This is a genomic window from Bacillus marinisedimentorum, assembly GCF_001644195.2.
Taxonomy (GTDB): Bacteria; Bacillota; Bacilli; order Bacillales; family Bacillaceae_O; genus Bacillus_BL; species Bacillus_BL marinisedimentorum.
The window spans coordinates 12,229-33,440 of the sequence record NZ_LWBL02000061.1 but is presented as its reverse complement, the minus strand read 5'-3'; the positions used below and the strand labels follow the sequence as shown (position 1 = coordinate 33,440).

Below are 21,212 nucleotides of genomic sequence, written 5' to 3'. Positions count from 1 at the left end.
TCCAATCATTCTGTTGGCTGCAGCAGGTGCCTTGCGAGGTTCTATTGCAGGCTCGGAGTGCGAACTGCGCTCTGCCGCATCCCTATTGTTCCATTTGGCGTGCTAAAAATGCTGCACCTGTTTGGGCTGATTTTTGTTCAACTTCACCGAGCGGTTTGTCCCCTCTTGTAAAAATGACAACAGCGCCGATCGGATCTCCGTTGGCAATGATGGGCTGAAGAACAAAGGAAGCAATTGATTCTTCAATGCCGTCTATTAATTCAATTTCCTTTTCAGATGTTTCGAACTGGGGAGCACGGCTTTCCATCGCTTTTTCAACTGTCGGCCCGATTGCACGGTTCAGGAATTCCTTTTTTGATCCTCCCGATACTGATATGAAGGTATCGCGGTCGGAAATGAGCACGGTATGGCCGAGGCTGTCATAGAGTGCATCTGCATACTCTCTGGCGAAGTCGCTCAACTCACTGATTGGAGAATATTTTTTCAAGATGACCTCCCCGTCACGGTCCACGTAAATCTCGAGCGGGTCACCTTCACGAATCCGAAGCGTTCTGCGAATTTCTTTCGGAATGACAACCCTGCCTAAATCATCAATTCGACGAACTATTCCTGTTGCTTTCATATTCTTAGCTGCCTCACTTTCATCTCATTGTGTAATTTTTGGTGATTGGGCTGAACTTGTCCTTCAAATGAAGAAATCACCATTTTTCTTGCCTATAGTATCTTACACGTTTTATGTTCTATTCATAGAGAGGCAAATTTTAACTAAGACAGCAAGAAGAAAGCACCATATCAGGATTCAGCTGTTCACGAACCGACTTTTTCCCTTTTCACCTCGTCCAGCTGTCTTAAAACATGCTCGATTTGCGACAGCTGATCTTTAAGCTCCATTTTCCGGGTGCTGATGATCACCTTCAGCTTCTTGCCTTCCGTTCCAAGCCTGACATGATTGCCCATGTCATTGGCCATTTCAAACAGTTTGGCCCCGTCGATATTGTCACTCGCTTCTTCAGATATTCTCAGCTCAATTTCGTGTTTTTTTCTGGCCAGGAGTTCCACCCGTTCTTTTCTCATCAAGAGACGGAACTTCGTAATGTAAAAGAGATAGCCGACTTCCTCTGGATAGTCACCGAACCGGTCGACCATTTCCTCCTGCAGGTCCTCGACATCCTCGACGGTGTCCGCATTACGGAAACGTTTATACATATCAATTTTTTGCTGTTCATCCTTAATGTATTCTTCAGGGATGTAAGCGTCCAGCTCCAGGTTCATATCAACGTCAATCGGTTTTTCAGCCGGTTTATCTGATGGTCCGGTTTTCCGCTCCTCGATCGCTTCTTGAAGCATCTGGGAATACAGGTCAAATCCGACCGAATCGATGAATCCGTGTTGTTCGGCTCCAAGTATGTTCCCGGCTCCGCGGATGGATAGGTCGCGCATTGCGATTTTGAAACCGGAACCAAGCTCAGTGAATTCTTTTATCGATTGCAGGCGCTTTTCCGCCACTTCATTGAGTACCTTATCACGCTGGTAGGTGAAATAAGCGTAAGCGACCCGGTTTGACCTGCCGACACGGCCGCGCAGCTGGTAAAGCTGAGATAATCCCATCTTATCGGCATTATTGACAATGAGCGTATTGACGTTCGGGATATCAACGCCGGTTTCGATGATTGTTGTGCTGACAAGAACATCATAATGGCCTTCCAGAAAGTCGATCATTACCGCTTCGAGCTCGGTTTCATTCATTTTCCCGTGTGCGAAGGTTACACGGGCATCCGGCACAAGCATCGAAATTTCTTCCGCCTTTCTCTCGATGTCCTCCACCCGGTTATATAGAAAATATACCTGCCCGCCGCGGCCCAATTCCCGTTCGATTGCTTCTCTTACAAGGGCGCCGTTATATTCGACCACATACGTCTGGACCGGAAAACGATTTTCCGGCGGGGTTTCAATGACGGAAAGGTCGCGCACTCCGAGCATCGACATGTGAAGCGTCCTTGGAATCGGCGTGGCTGTAAGGGTCAGCACATCTACATTTGCGCGCATTTGCTTGATTTTTTCCTTATGGGTCACACCGAAGCGCTGCTCTTCATCAATGATGAGCAGGCCCAGATCCCTGAATTTCAGGTCTTTTGACAGCAAGCGGTGTGTCCCTATGACGATATCGACAGTGCCTGCCTTGAGGCCTTTGATCGTTTCATTCTGCTGTTTCCTTGTGCGGAACCGGCTGAGCATGCCGATATTGATTGCATGATCCTGGAACCGTTCACTGATTGTCTCAAAATGCTGCTGTGCCAGGATTGTAGTCGGCACCAGGAAAGCAACCTGTTTCCCCTCCATAATCGCCTTGAATGCGGCCCGGATGGCAACCTCTGTTTTTCCATAACCGACATCACCGCAAAGGAGCCGGTCCATCGGCCTGGCCTTTTCCATGTCTTCTTTGATTTCCTGGATCGTCCTGAGCTGGTCCTCCGTTTCCTGGTAAGGAAAAGCGGATTCGAACTGGCGCTGTTCTTCCGTATCTTCACTGTACGGATAACCTGGCGTCGATTCCCGTTCCGCATACAGTTTAATGAGATCATCGGCAATATCCTGCACAGATGATTGGACGCGGCTTTTCACCTTTTTCCATTCCGTTCCGCCGAGTTTGTATACTTTCGGCTCTTTCCCTTCCGAACCGACATACTTCTGGACCTGGTCGATTTGTTCGACCGGCACATAGAGCTTATCATTGCCGGAGTATTTCACATGAAGATAATCCTTATGGATGCCGTTGATTTCAAGCGTTTCTATGCCAAGATATTTACCGATGCCATGGTTGACATGTACGACGTAATCGCCGACCTTAAGCTCTGAATAACTTTTGATGCGCTCGGCATTGGACAGCTTTTGCCGCCGCTTCGGCTTTTTGGATTTCTTCTTGAACAATTCTTCCTCGGTGATGACAGCAAGTTTTATGCCAGGGAGTTCAAATCCCGATGACAGATCAGCCTCCATAATGAATTGGCCGGCACCCGGAACTTCAGCATCCCTGTCCAGGACACCCGCCTCAATATCATAATCATCCAGGACAGACTGCAGCTTTTCGACGCGCTTTTCATCCGCGGCAAGAAAAACAACACGATAACCGCTGTGCTTCCACCGGTCCAGCTCGCCTTTCAGTACATGCATCTGACCGTGGAAGTTCTGCATCGACCGGCACATGAAATTAATGATATTTTGCGGATTCGTATGCGGTACATGTTTTAAAAACAATGATAAATACAACCGCGGCCTGGCCGTTTTCTGCAGTAAATCGCCGAGATGGTGTGACAATGGGATATCAGACACGATTTTGCCGATTTGCAGCAGCGATGTATGCCAATCCGCTTCCTCTTTATCCAGCGTGGACGAGGTTTCATGGATCCGTGAGATTTCATCCATCATCACCAATCCATTTTCTGGTAAATAGTCTAGTAAACTTTCAGTCTTTTTATAGAAAAGTCCCATGTACTTGAAAATCTGTTCAAATGTCTGCCCGTTTTTCAATTGATCGATTTCAGAAGAGACCTTTTCGGACATCTGCTCTTTGACAGATGCGTCTTTCACTTTTTTCAAGCTTTTCGAAAGTTCTTCTTCCAGCCGGGAAGCGCCCCGTTCAAACTCATCATTGTAAAGCAGCACTTCCGTTGCCGGGCCGATTCTGACTGTTTCCGTTTTATCCTGTGACCGTTGATCTTCCACGTCGAAGTAACGGATTGAATCTATTTCCGTGTCGAAAAGTTCAATGCGCAGCGGCATGGCTTCTGTCAAAGGATAAACATCAATAATGCCGCCTCTCATACTGAATTCGCCCGGAGCGGATACCATGCCTGTTCGTTCATAGCCCATGTTGACAAGCTTGGCCAGGTACTCCTCCACATCGATCTCTTCACCTACAGTAAAATCAAGCTGGCTGTACTTCCAGACCGATTTGGGCGGGAGCATCCGCCTGAGTCCGGCAACCGGTGCGATGATAATCCCCTTCTCATGCTCTGCCCAGTAATTGAGAGCCTCAATCCGCTGTCCTTTCAGCTCGGGGCTTGCCACCGCTATTTCTGAAGCGATCAATTCATTCACCGGATAAAGATAGACTTCATCTTCCCCAACCAGTTCGGCCAGGTCGTCATATATTTTTTGCGCTTGAAAAAGATTGTGCGTTACGACGAGCTGCGGGCGGTTTGTTGACTTATACAGCGATGCCAGCAATAATGGGCGCGCTGCTCCGGTAAGACCTGCAGCAAGCTGTTCCCTGAGACCTTCATCAAATCCATCCACGATGGACTGGGCATCGTTGCTGTTTAAAAAATAGTGCTGCAATCCTCTCAAAGATGATTCCTCCTCCACTTTACCCCTGAAACCCGGTTCGCCTCCGGCAAGCTTCTTCAGCATCGGGTTTACTATTTTAAGTTTATGCATGGTCCGGCATCCATTATTTCATTAAACTAAGAAACAGAAAAATGCTCTGGCCTATAGGAGCCAAAGCGTTCATCCTCATCCACTTATCCGCAGGCTGCATGGAAACTACTGAATAAAAGTGTGCCACTGGTGATAATCAGGATTTCGTTCAAGTGTTTCCTGGCAATCTTCACAAATTGTATTTACATGGACATCACCGTTGGACAAATAACGGATCATCTCTGCCCTTTCGTCGTTTGATAAATGATCAAAGCCCAGCTGCTCACTGCTGACTTCGCGGCGCTCAATGGACCCGATTGCAGTCCCGCAGTGGCGGCAAAAATATTTGATAGCCATGGAATAGACCCTCCTGACAATGTTATGCCATTTTCAAGGCTGCGTTACATTTTATTGTTGATGTGAGATTTCTTTCTCAAACGCCCCCGAGTGACAGGGGAATCAACAGTAATATAACAACGCCTTTTTAAAAACATGGCATTAGTATTGCCGAAGCGGGCTCCATGTATTCATTTATTGAATGTATTCATGACCTCTGTAAATGGCTGCGAGAGCCAGCTTTCACAAGCCTCAGCACTGCGTCTGACCGCTTCATCAACAAGCGGTGCTTCTTCTTCTGTAAATGTGCCAAGAACATAATTTACGATTGGCATGCCGTTTTTAGGGCGGTCTATGCCGATTCGGATCCGATTGAATTCCTGCGTGCCAAGATGCTGGATAATCGATTTCATGCCATTATGGCCGCCGCCGCTCCCTTTCGCACGAAGCCGGATTTTTCCAGCCGGCAGATCCAGGTCATCATAAATGACGGCGATTTCTTCCACCTCGATATTATAATAATCCATAAGCGGTCTGACAGACTCGCCAGAAAGATTCATATAGGTTAAAGGTTTCAACAAAAACACCTTTTCAGATCCTATCATGCCTGAACCGAATATTCCGTTGAATTTTTGTTTGTCCAGCGGAATATTGAGCCGGTCCGACAATTCATCAATCACGCGGAATCCGACATTGTGCCTTGTTTTTTCGTATTTGCTCCCCGGGTTCCCCAGCCCAATGATTAACTTCACACTTGTTTCCTCTCTTTCTTCCGATCCTGTTGTCTTCGTTTTCCCCCTGGAAAAGGCATCCTTCACTCGTTTCATAAAGGGTAAAAAGACGTAACCCGAAAGGTTACGCCTTTGCTGTTTACTCATCTTCTTCTGTAACTTCTTCCTGCTGAGCATCTTCTTTGGATTCAGCCGGCTGTCCACCGGATTCTTCTTCCGCTTCAGCTTCTTCATCCGCTTCTTCCTCTTCAGGCTTCTGCGGAGGAAGCACGGTGATGATCGTGGATTCCTGTTCATCAAGGATTTCATACTTTCCGTCTTTTTTCAGGTCCTGAACCTGTAATGCATCTCCGATTTCAAGTGCGGATACATCAAGTTCAATGTATTCCGGCAGGTCTGAAGGGAGAGCACGCACGTTAAGATTATGAAGGGTATGCTGGACCACGCCGCCTTCTTTTACACCTGCGGCTTCCCCGGTCAAGTGAACCGGAACTTCCACTTCAACCTCTTCTTTCAAGTTAACCGCAATAAAGTCGGCATGAAGGATCTCATCTTTGATCGGTTCTGTCTGATAATCCTGGAGCATAACGGAAAGCCTGCTGTTTTGGCCCTCGACTTGAAGGTCCAAAATGCCGTTTCTGCCCGCTTCCCTTATTGTTTTAATAAAATCCGCATAGTTAATGTAAATCGTCTGGTTTTCCGTTTTATATCCGTATACAACTGCAGGGAAATTCCCTTCATCACGCAGCTTTCTTGTTGTTGAGTGATTCAGGTTGTCGCGTTTTTTAGCATGTAACGTTACTGCCATGTTCAATCACCTTCCCTTATGATATAGAAAACTCACGAAACTCTATCTATATCTTTACCCATTAAGAAAAGACACTAAACAGGCAACTTAAAAAGAAATGCGCAAGGCGCCCGCTTAGCGGCGTACGCATAAGCGGGGGCATCCGCAGGGAGGCGCTTTTCCCTCCCGGAGGAGGCCACCGCTTATGACGATAGCCGCTGGCGCCTGGAGCTGGACAACATGAAATGCGGAGAGCACCGGGTAGCGGCGTATGCATAAGCGGGGGCATCCGCAGGAAGGCGCTCTTTCCTTCCGGAGGAGGCCACCGCTTATGACGATAGCCGCTGGTGCTCGCAGCTGGACATCTCGAAATGCGCTAGGCGCCGGCAACCTGCCTCATGTATTTTGAAAAACAAAGACCTCTGAATCAATCAAACAGAGTGCTTACAGACTGCTCTTCATGAACGCGGATGATCGCTTCACTGATTAACGGCGCAACAGACAGCTCGGTGATCTTATCGATGCGTTTGTTCTCAGGAAGCGGGATGGAGTTTGTGATGACAAGCTCCTTAATGTTGGAATTCCCGATCCGCTCGATAGCAGGCCCAGATAAAACCGGGTGCGTACAGCATGCATAAACATCCTTCGCCCCGTTTTCAATCAGCGCATTGGCAGCCAGTGTGATTGTTCCGGCAGTATCGATGATGTCATCGATCAGAATAGCCGTTCTGCCTTCCACATTACCGACGATGTTCATTACTTCCGCCACATTCGGCCGCGGACGGCGCTTATCAATGATTGCAATCGGAGCCTTCAGGCGGTCCGCCATCTTGCGCGCGCGCGTCACGCCGCCGTGATCAGGAGAAACGATAACGATATCATCAAAATTCTTGCTCTTAAAGAAATCAGATAAAATCGGAACACCGACAAGATGGTCAATCGGAATATCGAAGAATCCCTGGATCTGCGGTGCATGCAGGTCAAGTGTAATCACACGTGTAGCACCGGCCGTTTCAAGAAGATTAGCAACCAGCTTGGCAGTAATCGGCTCACGTGCCCTTGCTTTGCGGTCCTGGCGGGCATACCCGTAATAAGGGATGACCACGTTGATTGATTTGGCTGAAGCGCGTTTCAGTGCATCAATCATAATGAGCAGCTCCATGATATGCTCATTCACCGGTGAAGATGTGGATTGGATGACATACACATCACAGCCGCGGATGCTTTCTTCAATATTGATCTGGATTTCCCCATCGCTGAATCGTTTGACAGTCGACTTTCCCATTTCAACCCCGATATGGTTGACGATTTCCTCAGCAAGGTGCGGATTGGAGTTCAGCGAAAACACCTTTAAGTTTGAATCACCGTATTGATTTGACATTCGTTAATGACCCTCCATAACATTATTTGCAACTGCAGCAGCTTACTTCAGCCTGTCAGCGTACCCTTCTTTATTCGTTTGCCTTGCCCTGGCAATGGACAGCGCCTTGCCCGGGACGTCTTTTGTGATTGTGGAACCGGCAGCGACAAAAGCACTTTCGCCGACCGTGACTGGGGCGACAAGATTGGTATTGCAGCCGATAAATGCCCCGTCTTCAATAACCGTCAAATGTTTGTTCTTCCCGTCATAGTTAACTGTGATCGATCCGCAGCCGATATTGACATCTTCCCCGACTTCAGCATCCCCGATGTAGCTTAAGTGGGATGCTTTGCTGCCTTTGCCGAAGCTTGCTTTTTTCACCTCGACGAAGTTTCCGATTTTCACGTAGTCGCCAAGATCCGAAGCTGGCCGGATATGTGCGAACGGGCCGATATTCACATTGTTTCCTATATGGCTGTCATAGGCGGCGGATTGGCGGATGACCGTTTCATTCCCAACTGAACATGAGGTGATCTCGGTGTTCGGACCAATGACACAATCTTCACCTATCGTTGTCTTTCCATTAATGACGGTGCCCGGCTGTAAAACTGTGTCCCTGCCGATTTCCGCATCCGGGGAAATATACGTATTGTCAGGATCAATAATCGTGACCCCATTTCTCATATGCTGCTCATTAATCCGCCTCTTCATGATTGTTTCTGCTTTCGAAAGGGCAACCCGGTCATTTACACCGAGGGTCTCATCAAAGTCCGGTGTCTGGTAAGCTGTTACGACTTCATCTTGCTTTTTCAGCAATTCAACGACATCCGGCAAGTAATACTCACCCTGGACGTTATCGTTGTCGACTTCTTTCAGAAGTTCGAAAAGCACCTTATTGTCAAAGCAATACGTACCTGTATTTATCTCTTTTACATTTCTTTCTTCTTCCGACGCATCCTTATGCTCAACAATCCGCTCCACATTTCCTTCACTGTTGCGGATAATGCGTCCATATCCAGTTGCATCTTCAGGTTCAGCGGTAAGAATGGTCGCTTTTGCCCCTGTTTCTTCATGGCGCTTTAAAAGCGCTTCCATCGTTTCAGAAGTTACCAGCGGTGTATCACCGCATACAACAAGGGTTACCCCATCTTTTCCCCCGAGAACCGGTTCAGCCTGCATCACTGCATGCGCTGTGCCCAGCTGTTCTTCCTGAAGGGCATATTCAGAACGGTCGCCAAGCTGAGATTGTACTTTCTCCGCTCCGTGGCCAATTATCGTGACGATTTTCTCAAGATCCATCTTTGATACCTGGTCAACAACATGTTCAACCATCGGCTTTCCGCAAACGGGATGAAGCACCTTGTACAATTTCGACTTCATTCTTGTACCCTGTCCGGCAGCCAGAATGACAGCATATCGATTTATCATTATAAGCCTCCATACTTTTGTCAATTGTCCATTACGAATATATCTTAAAAACGAGCCCTTTTCAAGGATTCAAGCCGTGCTGTAAAACAGTTCCAGAAACCCAGACTTTCCGGCAATACAAATAATTCCAAACACTCAACAAACATCCGAAAACAGTGCCAGGCATTGACCCACTGGATGACCTTCAAAGAATGCCCGGCCCTAAGATACACACCATTTTTTCAGTTAAATGCAAATAAATCCCAACACCAAACAAACACCCGAAAACAGTGCCAGGCATTGACCCGCTGGATGACCTCCAAAGAATGCCTGGCACTAAAATACACAACACCCCTGCCTAAAAACAATTCTGCAGTTTCAAATTTTAACAAAAAGGGAATATGTAAAATGCAATAAAAAATTTTCTCCAAATTAAAAAGGCCTGACTGCCCGTCAGACCTCTGTTGTCATTGAATTAATAATTTAAGATGCTTAAGATGCACCGGCTTCTTCATATTCCACTTCTTCCTCACCTGCACGGTGATACTCAGCCAATACGGCATCTTGAATTTTTCCACGGGTATTCGAATTGATCGGATGGGCAATATCCCTGAATTCACCATCCGGCGTGCGCTTGCTCGGCATAGCCACAAAAAGGCCGTTATTGCCGTCAATTACCCTGATGTCGTGAACGACAAATTCATGATCGAGAGTAATGGATGCAATTGCTCTCATTCTCCCTTCGGTATTCACGCGGCGTAATCTCACGTCGGTCACTTCCACTTGTATTCACCACCTTTTCCCTATATAAAAACTTATTGCCAATTATTCAACACAATTTAGGTCAATTCCTTCTTTTTTCAAAAATTTATCAAGAAAAGATGGATAACAGCCACAAAACGGACGAAAATCAGCAAAATTTGAGTCCAAATCCTCTTACGCAATAAAATTAAACCCCATTAACACGACAAATATCCTATGTATGCCCTGTATTACTTTACCAGGGCGATGATGTCCATCTCGACAAGTGCATTTTTCGGCAGTGCAGAGACTTCCACCGTAGAACGGGCCGGAAGATGCTCATTGAAAAACTGTCCGTAAATCTCATTGACGAGCGGAAAATCATCCATGTTTTTAATATAGACGGTCACTTTTACGATGTTTTCCCGATCCGAACCGGCTTCTTCGAGAATAGCATCCAAATTTGCGAACACCTGGCGCGCCTGCTCCTCTACCGTATCACCTGCCATGGTTCCTTCTGGAGTCAGGCCGATTTGACCGGAGCTGTAGAGCATGTTATTCACAATGACGCCCTGCGAATAAGGGCCGATGGCTTGCGGTGCAGCTGCAGTTTCCACGATTTTCATACCTCATCACCCTTTCCTTCCTGAATTGCAGATTCGAGAAAGCGGAAGTAATTTCCTTCCTCAGCGTTGATTTTTTGCTGTTTTACATCTACCCCGGCTAACTGGACAAGGGAGATATACTCATCGACAAGCCGCTCCACTACATCTTCAGCTTCGACCAAAACACCGATTCCAGCCACCTCAGCTTCAAATTCCTGGAGCAGATTCACCATTCCGTTAATGGTGCCGCCCGCTTTCATGAAGTCATCGATGATCAGGACTCTTGAACCGTTTTTCAGGCTCCGTTTGGCAAGCACCATTGTCTGGATACGTCCGGTTGAACCGGACACATAATTGATACTGACCGTTGACCCTTCCGTCACTTTGCTGTCTCTTCTGACGATGACAACCGGAACATTCATGTGATCGGCTACGGCATATGCTAGCGGGATCCCTTTTGTGGCAACGGTCATGACAACATCAATTTTTCGGTCAGCAAACACAGCTGCAAACAGCCGCCCGATTTCGTTCACGGTGCGCGGGTGCCCAAGAATATCAGTCAGGTACAAATAACCGCCTGGAAGCAGTCTTGCAGGATCGGCAATCCGATCAACCAGTTCGGCGATTGTTGCCTTTGCCTCACCGGGGGAAACAGATGGAACAAACATTACACCTCCTGCCGCCCCGGCAGTCGTATTCAGTTTGCCCGTGCCCTGTTCTTCAAATACAGATTTAACAATTGTCAAATCTTCACTGATAGATGATTTTGCCGCATTATACCGCTCTGCAAAATAGGTTAATGGCACAAGAGTGTGCGGGTTCTCGAGTAAGTATCTCGTCATGTCAACAAGTCTGCCGCTCCGTTTTGTTTTCATGCTGCAACCTCCAAAATCCGAATAATTTAAACCTAATATATCATTTTTGTACGGATTTATTCAAGAGAAGTTCGTTCTCCGATTAGCCGGACAGCATATACCTGTTCACAAAAACCCCGCAGACTGTTGTAAACACGCTGTACTTTCGTTTCATGATGGATAAGTGCAAACACGGTAGGCCCGCTGCCGCTCATTAAAACAGCATCAGCTCCAGTAAGCACCATCCTGTCTTTTATTTGCTTGACTTCTGGATGCAGACTCAGCGTAACCGTTTCGAGGACATTGCCGACGTTGGCGCAAATTCCCCTGAAGTCCTTGTCGTTGATTGCTGCGATCATTGCATCAATATCAGGATGATCGACACCCTCCAGCTTAAGCTTGCCGTATACGTCGGCTGTCGAGACCCCTTTTTGAGGTTTGGCGAGCACCACCCAGAATGGCGGTGGAGCCGGAAGATCAGTGATCTTTTCACCGCGTCCTTCTGCCAGTGCCGTCCCTCCATATACGCAAAACGAAACGTCTGAGCCGATTTCAGCCCCAAGCCGGGCCAATTCATCAAGACTCAGCTGCAAATTCCAGAGCTTGTTCAGCCCTCTCAATGCCGCTGCGGCATCACTGCTCCCCCCGGCAAGGCCGGCTGCCACCGGTATGTTCTTTTCAATCATGATCTGGACGCCTTTGGTAACGCCATAGCGCTCTTTAAGCAATTCGGCTGCCTGATAAGCCAGGTTCCGTTCATCACTCGGAACGAACCTGTTTTGCGATGAAACCGTGATTATATCTTCATCGAGCAGCTTGAGCTCCAGCCTGTCAGCCAGGTCAACCGTCGTCATGACCATTCGTACTTCATGGTAACCGTCATCACGTTTATGTAATACATCAAGGGCAAGGTTGATCTTTGCCGGCGCTTTAACTTCTATCGTATTCATCCGTACTCACCTACTTTATAACTTCCATTCCCTCCGTATTTTATCATAAACTGCAGTACTGTTTACATGAATGAAGGAAAGAGCTGGCAATTTCACTGTTTATTCGGAAGAACCAGCCCTTTTCTCAGGACTTTTTCAGTGGTAAGCTGGACTGATCTTTTTTCATCCTATAAAGAAAACGCGCCGATTGTGATCCCTAGGTGCAGTCGGTTTATCATATTCTTAAATTTGGCCACTGTGTTGAAATACTCCCCCTGTAGAGTAGAGGATCAAATGCGCAATGCGCCCGCTTAGCGGCGTACGCATAAGCGGGGATTCCCGCAGGGAGGTGGTGCTCCTTTCCTCCCGGAGGGGCACCGCTTATGACGATAGCCGCTGGCGCCTGAAGCTGGACGATTCTCTTCTGGCTTTTTATCCACAACATTTTATAATTTCCTTAACAATAAAAAAACCGAAGCATTTCTGCTCCGGTTCCTTTCATTACTGGTGCCGCTGCTGGTCCGCAAGCTGCGCCTGGGCGATTTCAACGGCACGTTTCACCATGTTGCCTGCATCCCTCGAGCGGATGCCTCCCCAGCCGTCCTGCTGGACCGTTTCGTAAAACCCAAGATCTCTGGCTAGTTCCTCTTTGAATCGGTCTGACATCATTCCTCTGCGTCTGCCCATTCACAGGGACTCCTTTCGTTACTGCTGCGACATTACTTAGTATGAAAAAGAGATGGATTCACTATGTATGATTATTTGAAACGTTTTATGGAGAGCCGCCGCCGGACGCCAGATATGGGTTTGATTTTTGCAAGCAAAGGCAGTCCAAAAAGCTCTGTCAGACCATGCCTTACTGCTGACATAGGTTTTCTGCCTTTAGGGCAAAGGCCAAATAAAAAAGCAGCAAACTGTAGAGTCCGCTGCCCACTTTATGCCGTTCCTGGTGATTATTGAAATCTCAATTCCACAGTCTCAGTTAATACATCTGCATAACTGTATGAAACACGTTCAAATGCATTTTGACTTTGGTCAAGCTCAACGATGAAAACTGCCGGGTATGTCTCAGCTAAAACTCCTGAACGTTCAATGGTTTTACGGCGCCCGCCATTCGCTTTTAACGTTAATCGCTTGCCCAAATTCTGATCCAACGAACTTTTGATTTCAGCAATATTTTTACCCAATTTCACTCCACCTCACTGAACTCCATTATAACACCTTTGGAAATACCAGTCAAATAAATTTTATATTATAGCAAGTAAACAAATTGAATGTCAATGTGTTTAGTGCTTGTTCACCAAACTTTTTTTAGTTTTCCTCAAAGTGTTAAAAATATGTAATCTATATTTGTTTTTATGATCTTTTTCGCCATAATTTGCAAAATCCCCTTTATATAACAGACCGCGCCCGGCACTCATACAGTTTTTACCCGGAAATGAAACCTGCTGCCGAAGCCGATTTGTGCCAATTGCGAATGTTACGGCTTTTGGATGCCTCTTCGATTGCCAGGCAATTGCCTGGCAATCACGTCCATAAAAAAAACGCCTTTAACACGAAGTTAAAGGCTCAAGCTTCCGATTCCGCTTCGGCTTCCGATTCCTGCGGCTGTTTGTAGGGCATGCCGGTCCGGAGCAGTCCCCGTGTTTCAATGCCGCCAAGTCCCTTTTCGCCTGTCAAGGTGTTGCGGAGGACATCCCACACGTTGATACGGTCCATAAAAGGGGTATAGCTCAGTTTGGCGACGACATATACAGGATCAAGCGCATGTATATTCACGCGGGACGGAGAACTGGCAAAATTAGCCCCCGCCCTGATTAGTGATTCAAAGTGGGACTGACAGGCACCGGCAAAAATGACAAGCTGGTCAAGATGGGGAACTTTTCGCCTGGCTGCCTTCACCGTCTGGGCAAATTGCCTTGAATGGCGGTAAGCTTTTAACTCGTCCGGTGAACCCTTGGCCGGCAAATATGCATCATGACCGGTGATGACAAGGATATCCGGCCGCACTTTATCCATCAAGCCCTCTATTTTCTCCGGCATTTCTTTTTCATCAATATAGACGCTGTAAACAGGAACATTCAATTTCCTGTACAATTCCATACATTTTTTTAAGTAAAGGGCGTCCCCATCAAGGTGCAGGACACGCCCCGGCAGTTGAAAATAGTTTCTGCTGTCACTGTTATAACCCGCTGTTGCGAAATACTCGCTTTTTTCCCTCAGTGTATGGTGATCCTGGCGGAACAGGCGGAGCGACGTATCCTCCCGTTCTCTCGCTTCTTTCTGGCGCTTTTTCAATTCATCGTCTGAGATGGTGACCAGGTCGTCAATCGGCGCATCTGCTTCCAGCCTGACTTCTTCCCCGGCTAAAATTGCAATTTTTTCTTCATCCTTTTCTAGAACTTCAATGACGCGGAATAACAAATCGCAGCCGTAAGATTTTCTGCCGACAATATCTCCGACTTGTATAAGCATAGGTATTCCCCCTTTCTCCAACCACCTTTACAATAGCCTATGGGAATCGGGGGGAAATGTGACATTAAATGCGCTTAAAGAACGGAATTAAGCTGGTCTTCACAACCGCATTTCTTACCTGGCAGAATCTGAACCTTGCCGCCGGGACAAAACGCCGCTCTTCTTTTACTTGAATAAACAACTACTGCATTTTTTCATATAATACGTTGCTCAACCGCCCGTATTCCTCTATCGACAGCGTTTCGCCGCGCCTTTTGGGGTCGATTCCCGCGGCTTCCAGGCTTTCGGCAACTGCCTGTTTGTCAAAGAGATCTGAGAGGTTGTGTCCCAGGTTGTTCAGAATCGTTTTACGGCGCTGGGCAAAGGACGACCTTACAACTGAGAAAAACAGGGACTCATCCTTCACATCAACCGGAGGCTGTGCCCGTTTCGTCAGCCGTATAACGGCAGAATCAACGTTAGGCTGCGGGATAAAAACGGTTTTCGGCACTGTCACAGTTGTTTCCGCTTCTGTATAGTATTGAACCGCAATCGACAGCGATCCGTAATCCTTCGTGCCAGGGCTGGCCGCTATCCGGTCTGCCACTTCCTTCTGGATCATCACGACAATCCCTTTGATCGGCAAATCTTCTTCAAGCAATTTCATCAAAATCGGGGTTGTGACATAGTACGGCAGATTGGCGACAACCCAGATATCTTCAAAGTCCGCAAATTCCTTTTCAATGACTTGCCGCACGTCCGCTTTCAGGACATCTTTATGGATGACCGTTGCATTATCATAAGGGGCAAGCGTTTCATCAAGGATAGGCAGCAGCCGCTGGTCGATTTCGAACGCCACCACTTTTCCTGCCGTCCTGGCCAGCTGCTCAGTGAGCGCACCGATGCCCGGACCGATTTCAATTGCCCCGCTTGTTTTTGACAATCCCGACTGGCTGACAATTTTCTTGAGGACATTCGGATCGATCAGGAAATTTTGTCCGAGACTCTTTTTGAATGAAAAGCCGAACTTTTCCAGGATTTCTTTTGTCCGTATCGGTGTCGCGATATCTTTAGTCATGTTCTTCCTCCTGTAATATACTTTCAAGGGCAAGGATAAAATCCTGGCGGGATATCTGGAACATCAGCAGCTTTTTATGGAGCTGCTTTCCGTTCGTATACCCGATTCTGAGACGTTCACCAAGCTTTTCCCTCCTGGCTTTCGCATGCGGGCCGCCAATCAAGCCGGCCTGCACAAGGTCATTCCATGGGATTTCCTCTTTAAGCTCATCCATTTCCTCATGGACATTCGCGAGCGCTTGCCGGATTGCCTCAGGACTGGCGTGTTCAATCCCAAGCCCCTTGCCATTTTTGGCGATCGCTTCCTGCTTCGGCAAAAATGCATGCTTGCAGCCCGGAACATACTGGGAGACGATTGTCCGAATCCGGCCGCCCGGGAAATCAGGATCTGTAAAAATAATCACACCCCGCTTTTCATGAGCGAGCTTGATTTTTTCCAGCGTAACCGCATTGACAGCAGATCCGTTCGTTTCAATCGTATCTGCACCAACCGCTCTCTTAATGGCCACGGTATCATCTTTTCCTTCAACCACAATAATTTCTTTAATTTTCATTTTTTCCTCCAAATGTTGAAACAAACAGGCACGTTCCTTCGTCTGTATAATTGACAGCTTTACTTTTCCCTCTATTATAACGGAATTGCACAAAATGAAAAATCGGGTCTGCCCATTAATAAAACAGACCAACCCAGAACAAAAGCGCAAGGCGCCCGCTTAGCGGCGTACGCATAAGCGGGGGTACCCGCAGGAGGGTGATCTTCCTTCCGAAGGGGTCACCGCTTATGACGATAGCCGCTGGCGCCTGGAGCTGGATGACTCCCTTCTCGCTTTTTATCCACAACGCAACATTTTTATAATTTCCTTAACAGCAAAAAAGCACAGAGGAAAGTTCCCCTGTGCTGGTTCGCTTATTTTACGATCGTAATTTTGACAGTTCTTCTTCCCCAGCTGTATGCCTGAGACTTTGACGGGAAGAATACATCAATTTTGTGGCCCCTGATGGCACCGCCAGTATCAGCGGCAGTCGCATAGCCATAGCCTTCAACATATACCCTGGTGCCGAGCGGGATTACATTCGGGTCGACGGCAATGACTTTCGCATTCGGATTCGTCTTCAAATTAATGCCGGTGGCGGTAACACCGGAACAGCCGTTGCATGAAGCTGTATATGCAGTGCTGCTTACATAGAACGCCTTCCCGGAAGGTGCGGTGCTTTTCGCTGTGCTCGTTTGCTTATAACCGGTGCTGCGCGATACCGGCTGGCTGATCACTTTTGTCCCAACCGCGACAACTCTGTCCTTGCTTTCCTTCACAGTTTCTGTTTTGACAAGCTTTCTGGAAACTTCTTTGCCGTTTTCGAGAACCACTTCATAGTGCTTCTCGACCTTGCCCTTTTCCCCGGATTCAACCACTTTTTCCGTCCCTTTTTTCAGGTTTTCATCCTTACGGGTGACAACCGCGTAATCCACAGGCTCTTCCACTACATCGGTGACCTTTTCTACTCGGATGATTTTGACAGTCGTATCCTTGGAGATCAATTGATCTTTTGCGGGCTTTACTTTGTCCAGTTCATTGAGTTTTACATCATGCTGTTTCAAAAAGTCAGCGACCGTAGTCGAAGTGGCCCAGGTTTCCTTCTTTTCGTTGCCATCCTCCAAAACGACCGGGAAAGCTTGTTGTAACGAAACTTTCATGTCTTCTGCCAGGACAGTATCCAGGGCAGGTTCAATTTTGTCATGCTCGCCTACATCGATACCGAGCTCCGCGATAAGATCGGAAACTGTATGTGCTGTTGTGAAAACTTCTTCTTTGCTGCCGTCCTGCGTGAACGTAACGGACCTGGCGGGTTTATACATGACATTCATACTGCTGAACAGCTGCGTTTCGCCTGCAGGAACCAGGATATCCTGTTCCTTAAACGTAATGTTTTGCTCAGAAAGCAATTCTTCAACATTTCGAGCATGAGTCCGAATTGTTTGTTTTTCCCCGTCAATCACCAGTGTGACAGAAGCTTTTGTTACTTCGTAGGAGAAAAAAGCGAATACTGCCAGAAGTGCCACTGAGATTGCGGCGATCATTCCGATTTTTTTCCCGTTTCCGGGTCGGAATCTCATTTCTCTCATGCTTTTGAACATGCTATGCGCCTCCTCTGCATACCGAATGAATGATAATCTGAGCTCTGTCTTACTCTCTCTGTCTCCCGCCTATGTCCCATTATGCTGAAAAAGCTATGCATGGCAACAAAAAATCATCGACAACTTTATCGTATGAAGGTAAAAGTGCGGATAGAACACCGCTTTCATTCCTTTTTTAGCGGAACTCCGAGACCAAACGACAAAAATCTGTCCGTTAAATGCCAAAAAGTTGTCTGGCATTGTCGGACGTTTTTTTTGCCACTTCTTCGTAAGAAAGTCCTTTCAGGTCGGCTATTTGCTCGGCGACAAGCTTAACATATGCCGGTTCGTTCCGTTTCCCCCTGTTTGGATGCGGGGCGAGATACGGACAATCAGTCTCGACCAGAAGACGTTCAAGCGGAATATCTACAGCTACTTCTTTCGGTTTTTTTGCGTTTTTGAATGTGACCGGTCCTCCGAGCGAGATGTAGAAATCCATATCCACAGCTTCCCTGGCGATTTCCGGGCTGCCGCTGAAGCAGTGCATAATGCCCCCAACCTCTGCGGCGTTTTCTTCCTTAAGTATGTCGATCACGTCTTGTGTTGCATCACGATTATGTATAACGATCGGCAATTTAACTTTGCGCGCCAGGCGGATCTGCCTTCTGAACACTTCCTGCTGCACATCTTTCGGCGATTTATCCCAGTGATAGTCGAGTCCGATTTCCCCGATGGCAACAACCCTGGGATGTTCGGCCAGTTTTTCGATTTGGTCAAGGTCTTCATCTGTCATATCAATGGCGTCTACCGGATGCCAGCCCACAGCGGCATAAATGAAATCATGCGTTTCCGCCATTTCAATTGCTTCCGGAATCGTTTTGCGGTCGAATCCGACGACAACCATTCGGGATACCCCTGCATCAAGGGCACGCTGAATCACTTCCTGGCGGTCTTCATCAAACTGCTCTGCGTTCAAATGGGTATGTGTATCAAATAACATCCTGATAACTCCTTTTTTTCAGTACCGTGCCGGGCACAAACTCCTTCTTTCGGATTATGGAAAAATAAGGAAATGAGCCTTTTTTCCCGGTACGACATTAGTATAGCAGAAAAAATTTTTTACAAGGTAACGGTCGCTTTACATTTTTGTTACAGCGCTGTATTGTTTGTCACATCTCCATATACCCCAAAGACTTGTAATCAAACATGCGGAAGGACTCATTTTCACAGTATTCCCAGCTGCACAATACATTTGCACCCGCCGCCGCCTAAAAAAGGCTTCATCGGGACAGCCGCGTTTTAGAAAAAAAAAGAAACCCCATGAAAGGGATTTCTTCAATAGTACCGGGTTTCATTCAATATGAAAAGTTATTTGACTTTCGATCCGTTCGGAAGGTTTTGATCGACGGATGCGAGAGAGAGGCTGCCGTCTTTTTCTCCGGCGAGAATCATGCCTTCGGACAGTTCCCCCCGCAGCTTTACAGGTTTCAGGTTGGCGACGACAATCACCTTCTTGCCGACAAGATCATCAGGCGAATAGTATTTGGCGATGCCTGAGACGACCTGGCGTTTTTCATAACCGAGGTCAAGCTGGATTTTTAAAAGCTTATCCGCCTTTTTCACTTTTTCGGCCCCGATGACTTCGGCCACACGCAAGTCTATTTTTGCAAACTCATCGATGGTGATTTCTGAAGCCTGTTCTTCCGGTTCTTCCTCTTTCTTCGTTTCAGGCTCTGGTTTTGGCGCTGTGCTTTGCATATCGCTCTTAATGGCCTCGACTTCTTTATCGACTTCAAGGCGAGGGAAGATCGGTTCGCCTTTTTGGACGGCAGTCCCCTGTGGGATGGCGCTGAAGTTATAGAGCGTACCCCATCCGGTCGCATCACCGCCTTCGATGCCGAGCTGCCTGAATACTTCTTGAGGGGCACGGGTCAAGAACGGCTGCAGCATAATCGCGATGTGGCGGATTGATTCAGCCAGATGAACCATTACCGATGCCAGCTGGTCTTTTTCATGTTCATCTTTCGCAAGCGCCCACGGCATCGTTTCATCGATATATTTGTTCGTTCTGCTCACAAGCTGCCATATGGCGGAAAGTGCAATCGAGAACTCCATGTTTTCCATGGCATCTTCCACTTTTTCAACTGTCACATGGTTCAATTCGACAAGCGGGTCATCAAAAGGGGTTTCGGATCCTGTGTATGCAGGGATCTTGCCGTCAAAATACTTGTCGATCATTGCCACGGTCCGGTTCACGAGGTTGCCTAGATCGTTTGCCAGATCATAATTGATCCGTTCCACAAACCCTTCCGGCGTAAAGACGCCGTCAGAACCGAACGGCACTTCCCTCAGCAAATAATACCGGAGCGAATCAAGGCCGTACCGGTCAATCAATGAAATCGGATCGATGACATTGCCTTTCGACTTGGACATTTTGCCGTCTTTCATCAGCAGCCAGCCATGGGCAAACACCTTTTTCGGAAGGGGCAGATCCAGTGCCATCAGCATGATCGGCCAGTAAATCGTATGGAAACGGACAATTTCCTTGCCGATCAAATGGACGTCCGCCGGCCAATATTTCTGGTATTTCTCATCATTTTCGGTGCCGTAACCGAGTGCGGTAATGTAATTGGACAGCGCATCGATCCAAACATAGATGACATGCTTCGGATTACCGGGAACTTTTACACCCCAATCAAATGTCGTCCGTGATACAGCAAGATCTTCAAGTCCCGGCTTGATGAAATTGTTGATCATTTCATTTTTCCGGGATTCCGGCTGGATGAAGTCAGGATTTTCCTCATAATATTCGAGCAAGCGGTCTGCATACTTGCTCATCTTAAAGAAATAGGATTCCTCTTTCACCTTTTCAACCGGCCGGCCGCAGTCAGGGCAGCTTCCTTCATTGAGCTGCCGGTCCGTAAAGAAGGATTCACACGGCGTACAATACCAGCCTTCATATTGATCCAGGTAAATATCACCCTGGTTTTCGAGCTGTTTGAATATTTTCTCCACGACCTGCTTGTGGCGTTCTTCTGTTGTCCGGATGAAATCATCATAAGAAATATCAAGTTTCTTCCATAAATCCTGAATGCCTTCAACGACCTCATCCACGAATTGCTGTGGAGTTACCCCTTTTTCTCCGGCTTTCCGCTGAATTTTCTGTCCATGTTCATCCGTTCCGGTCAGATACATCACATCATAGCCGCGCAGCCTCTTATAGCGGGCCATCGCATCCCCGGCCACCGTTGTATATGCATGTCCGATATGTAACTTGTCACTCGGATAATAAATAGGCGTTGTTAGATAAAATGTTTTCTTCTGTTCAGCCATGAACGTTCCTCCTTACCCTTTATTCAGTTGCGGTTCCAAACTTCTTTTATTTTATCATATTGATAGGAA

General features: G+C 47.3%; 19 protein-coding genes. All 19 read right to left on the bottom strand.

Annotated features, from left to right (window positions below; all coding sequences use genetic code 11):
• Positions 1-82 precede the first annotated feature (82 nt).
• Positions 83-622 carry a stage V sporulation protein T gene (gene spoVT, locus A4U59_RS17650; protein WP_070121547.1) on the bottom strand — a complete coding sequence of 180 codons (540 nt, stop codon included), beginning with the start codon at positions 620-622 and terminating at the stop codon, positions 83-85.
• A 185-nt stretch (positions 623-807) separates the two neighbouring features.
• On the bottom strand, positions 808-4,347 hold the full coding sequence (gene mfd, locus A4U59_RS17645; RefSeq protein WP_070121570.1) for a transcription-repair coupling factor: 3,540 nt from the start codon (positions 4,345-4,347) through the stop codon (positions 808-810).
• A 195-nt stretch (positions 4,348-4,542) separates the two neighbouring features.
• Positions 4,543-4,773 carry an anti-sigma-F factor Fin gene (gene fin, locus A4U59_RS17640; protein WP_070121546.1) on the bottom strand — a complete coding sequence of 77 codons (231 nt, stop codon included), beginning with the start codon at positions 4,771-4,773 and terminating at the stop codon, positions 4,543-4,545.
• A 170-nt stretch (positions 4,774-4,943) separates the two neighbouring features.
• Complete coding sequence (gene pth / locus A4U59_RS17635; RefSeq protein WP_070121569.1) at positions 4,944-5,504, bottom strand: aminoacyl-tRNA hydrolase; 561 nt, start codon at positions 5,502-5,504, stop codon at positions 4,944-4,946.
• Between the two features lie 118 nt (positions 5,505-5,622).
• Positions 5,623-6,291, bottom strand: coding sequence for a 50S ribosomal protein L25/general stress protein Ctc (locus tag A4U59_RS17630; RefSeq protein WP_070121545.1), 669 nt, complete (start codon positions 6,289-6,291; stop codon positions 5,623-5,625).
• A 406-nt stretch (positions 6,292-6,697) separates the two neighbouring features.
• Positions 6,698-7,651, bottom strand: a complete 954-nt coding sequence (locus A4U59_RS17625; protein ID WP_070121544.1) for a ribose-phosphate diphosphokinase — start codon at positions 7,649-7,651, stop codon at positions 6,698-6,700.
• Positions 7,652-7,693: 42 nt separating this feature from the next.
• Positions 7,694-9,058 carry a bifunctional UDP-N-acetylglucosamine diphosphorylase/glucosamine-1-phosphate N-acetyltransferase GlmU gene (glmU, locus tag A4U59_RS17620; protein ID WP_070121543.1) on the bottom strand — a complete coding sequence of 455 codons (1,365 nt, stop codon included), beginning with the start codon at positions 9,056-9,058 and terminating at the stop codon, positions 7,694-7,696.
• Positions 9,059-9,529: 471 nt separating this feature from the next.
• Complete coding sequence (gene spoVG, locus A4U59_RS17615) at positions 9,530-9,820, bottom strand: septation regulator SpoVG (protein WP_070121542.1); 291 nt, start codon at positions 9,818-9,820, stop codon at positions 9,530-9,532.
• Between the two features lie 209 nt (positions 9,821-10,029).
• On the bottom strand, positions 10,030-10,404 hold the full coding sequence (locus tag A4U59_RS17610; RefSeq protein ID WP_070121541.1) for a RidA family protein: 375 nt from the start codon (positions 10,402-10,404) through the stop codon (positions 10,030-10,032).
• Positions 10,401-11,258: a pur operon repressor gene (gene purR / locus A4U59_RS17605; RefSeq protein WP_070121539.1), complete on the bottom strand. Its 858-nt coding sequence runs from the start codon at positions 11,256-11,258 to the stop codon at positions 10,401-10,403. The genes A4U59_RS17610 and purR overlap by 4 nt, the downstream gene beginning before the upstream one ends.
• A 56-nt stretch (positions 11,259-11,314) precedes the next feature.
• The gene (ispE, locus tag A4U59_RS17600) at positions 11,315-12,187 is read right to left on the bottom strand and encodes a 4-(cytidine 5'-diphospho)-2-C-methyl-D-erythritol kinase (protein ID WP_070121538.1); all 873 of its coding nucleotides are present in this window, start codon (positions 12,185-12,187) and stop codon (positions 11,315-11,317) included.
• 480 nt (positions 12,188-12,667) lie between these two features.
• Positions 12,668-12,853, bottom strand: a complete 186-nt coding sequence (locus A4U59_RS17590) for a small, acid-soluble spore protein, alpha/beta type (RefSeq protein ID WP_070121536.1) — start codon at positions 12,851-12,853, stop codon at positions 12,668-12,670.
• Positions 12,854-13,119: 266 nt separating this feature from the next.
• Positions 13,120-13,353, bottom strand: a complete 234-nt coding sequence (veg, locus tag A4U59_RS17585) for a biofilm formation stimulator Veg (RefSeq protein ID WP_070121535.1) — start codon at positions 13,351-13,353, stop codon at positions 13,120-13,122.
• A 382-nt stretch (positions 13,354-13,735) separates the two neighbouring features.
• Positions 13,736-14,641, bottom strand: coding sequence for a sporulation peptidase YabG (yabG, locus tag A4U59_RS17580; RefSeq protein ID WP_070121533.1), 906 nt, complete (start codon positions 14,639-14,641; stop codon positions 13,736-13,738).
• A 181-nt stretch (positions 14,642-14,822) separates the two neighbouring features.
• A complete protein-coding gene (rsmA, locus tag A4U59_RS17575; protein ID WP_070121531.1) occupies positions 14,823-15,698 on the bottom strand; it encodes a 16S rRNA (adenine(1518)-N(6)/adenine(1519)-N(6))-dimethyltransferase RsmA in 876 nt (291 codons plus the stop codon).
• On the bottom strand, positions 15,691-16,263 hold the full coding sequence (rnmV, locus tag A4U59_RS17570; protein ID WP_070121568.1) for a ribonuclease M5: 573 nt from the start codon (positions 16,261-16,263) through the stop codon (positions 15,691-15,693). The genes rsmA and rnmV overlap by 8 nt, the downstream gene beginning before the upstream one ends.
• Before the next feature lie 341 nt (positions 16,264-16,604).
• On the bottom strand, positions 16,605-17,831 hold the full coding sequence (locus A4U59_RS17565; RefSeq protein WP_070121530.1) for a G5 and 3D domain-containing protein: 1,227 nt from the start codon (positions 17,829-17,831) through the stop codon (positions 16,605-16,607).
• Positions 17,832-18,045: 214 nt separating this feature from the next.
• A complete protein-coding gene (locus A4U59_RS17560) occupies positions 18,046-18,810 on the bottom strand; it encodes a TatD family hydrolase (RefSeq protein WP_070121528.1) in 765 nt (254 codons plus the stop codon).
• Between the two features lie 368 nt (positions 18,811-19,178).
• Complete coding sequence (metG, locus tag A4U59_RS17555; protein ID WP_070121526.1) at positions 19,179-21,143, bottom strand: methionine--tRNA ligase; 1,965 nt, start codon at positions 21,141-21,143, stop codon at positions 19,179-19,181.
• Positions 21,144-21,212: the final 69 nt, after the last annotated feature.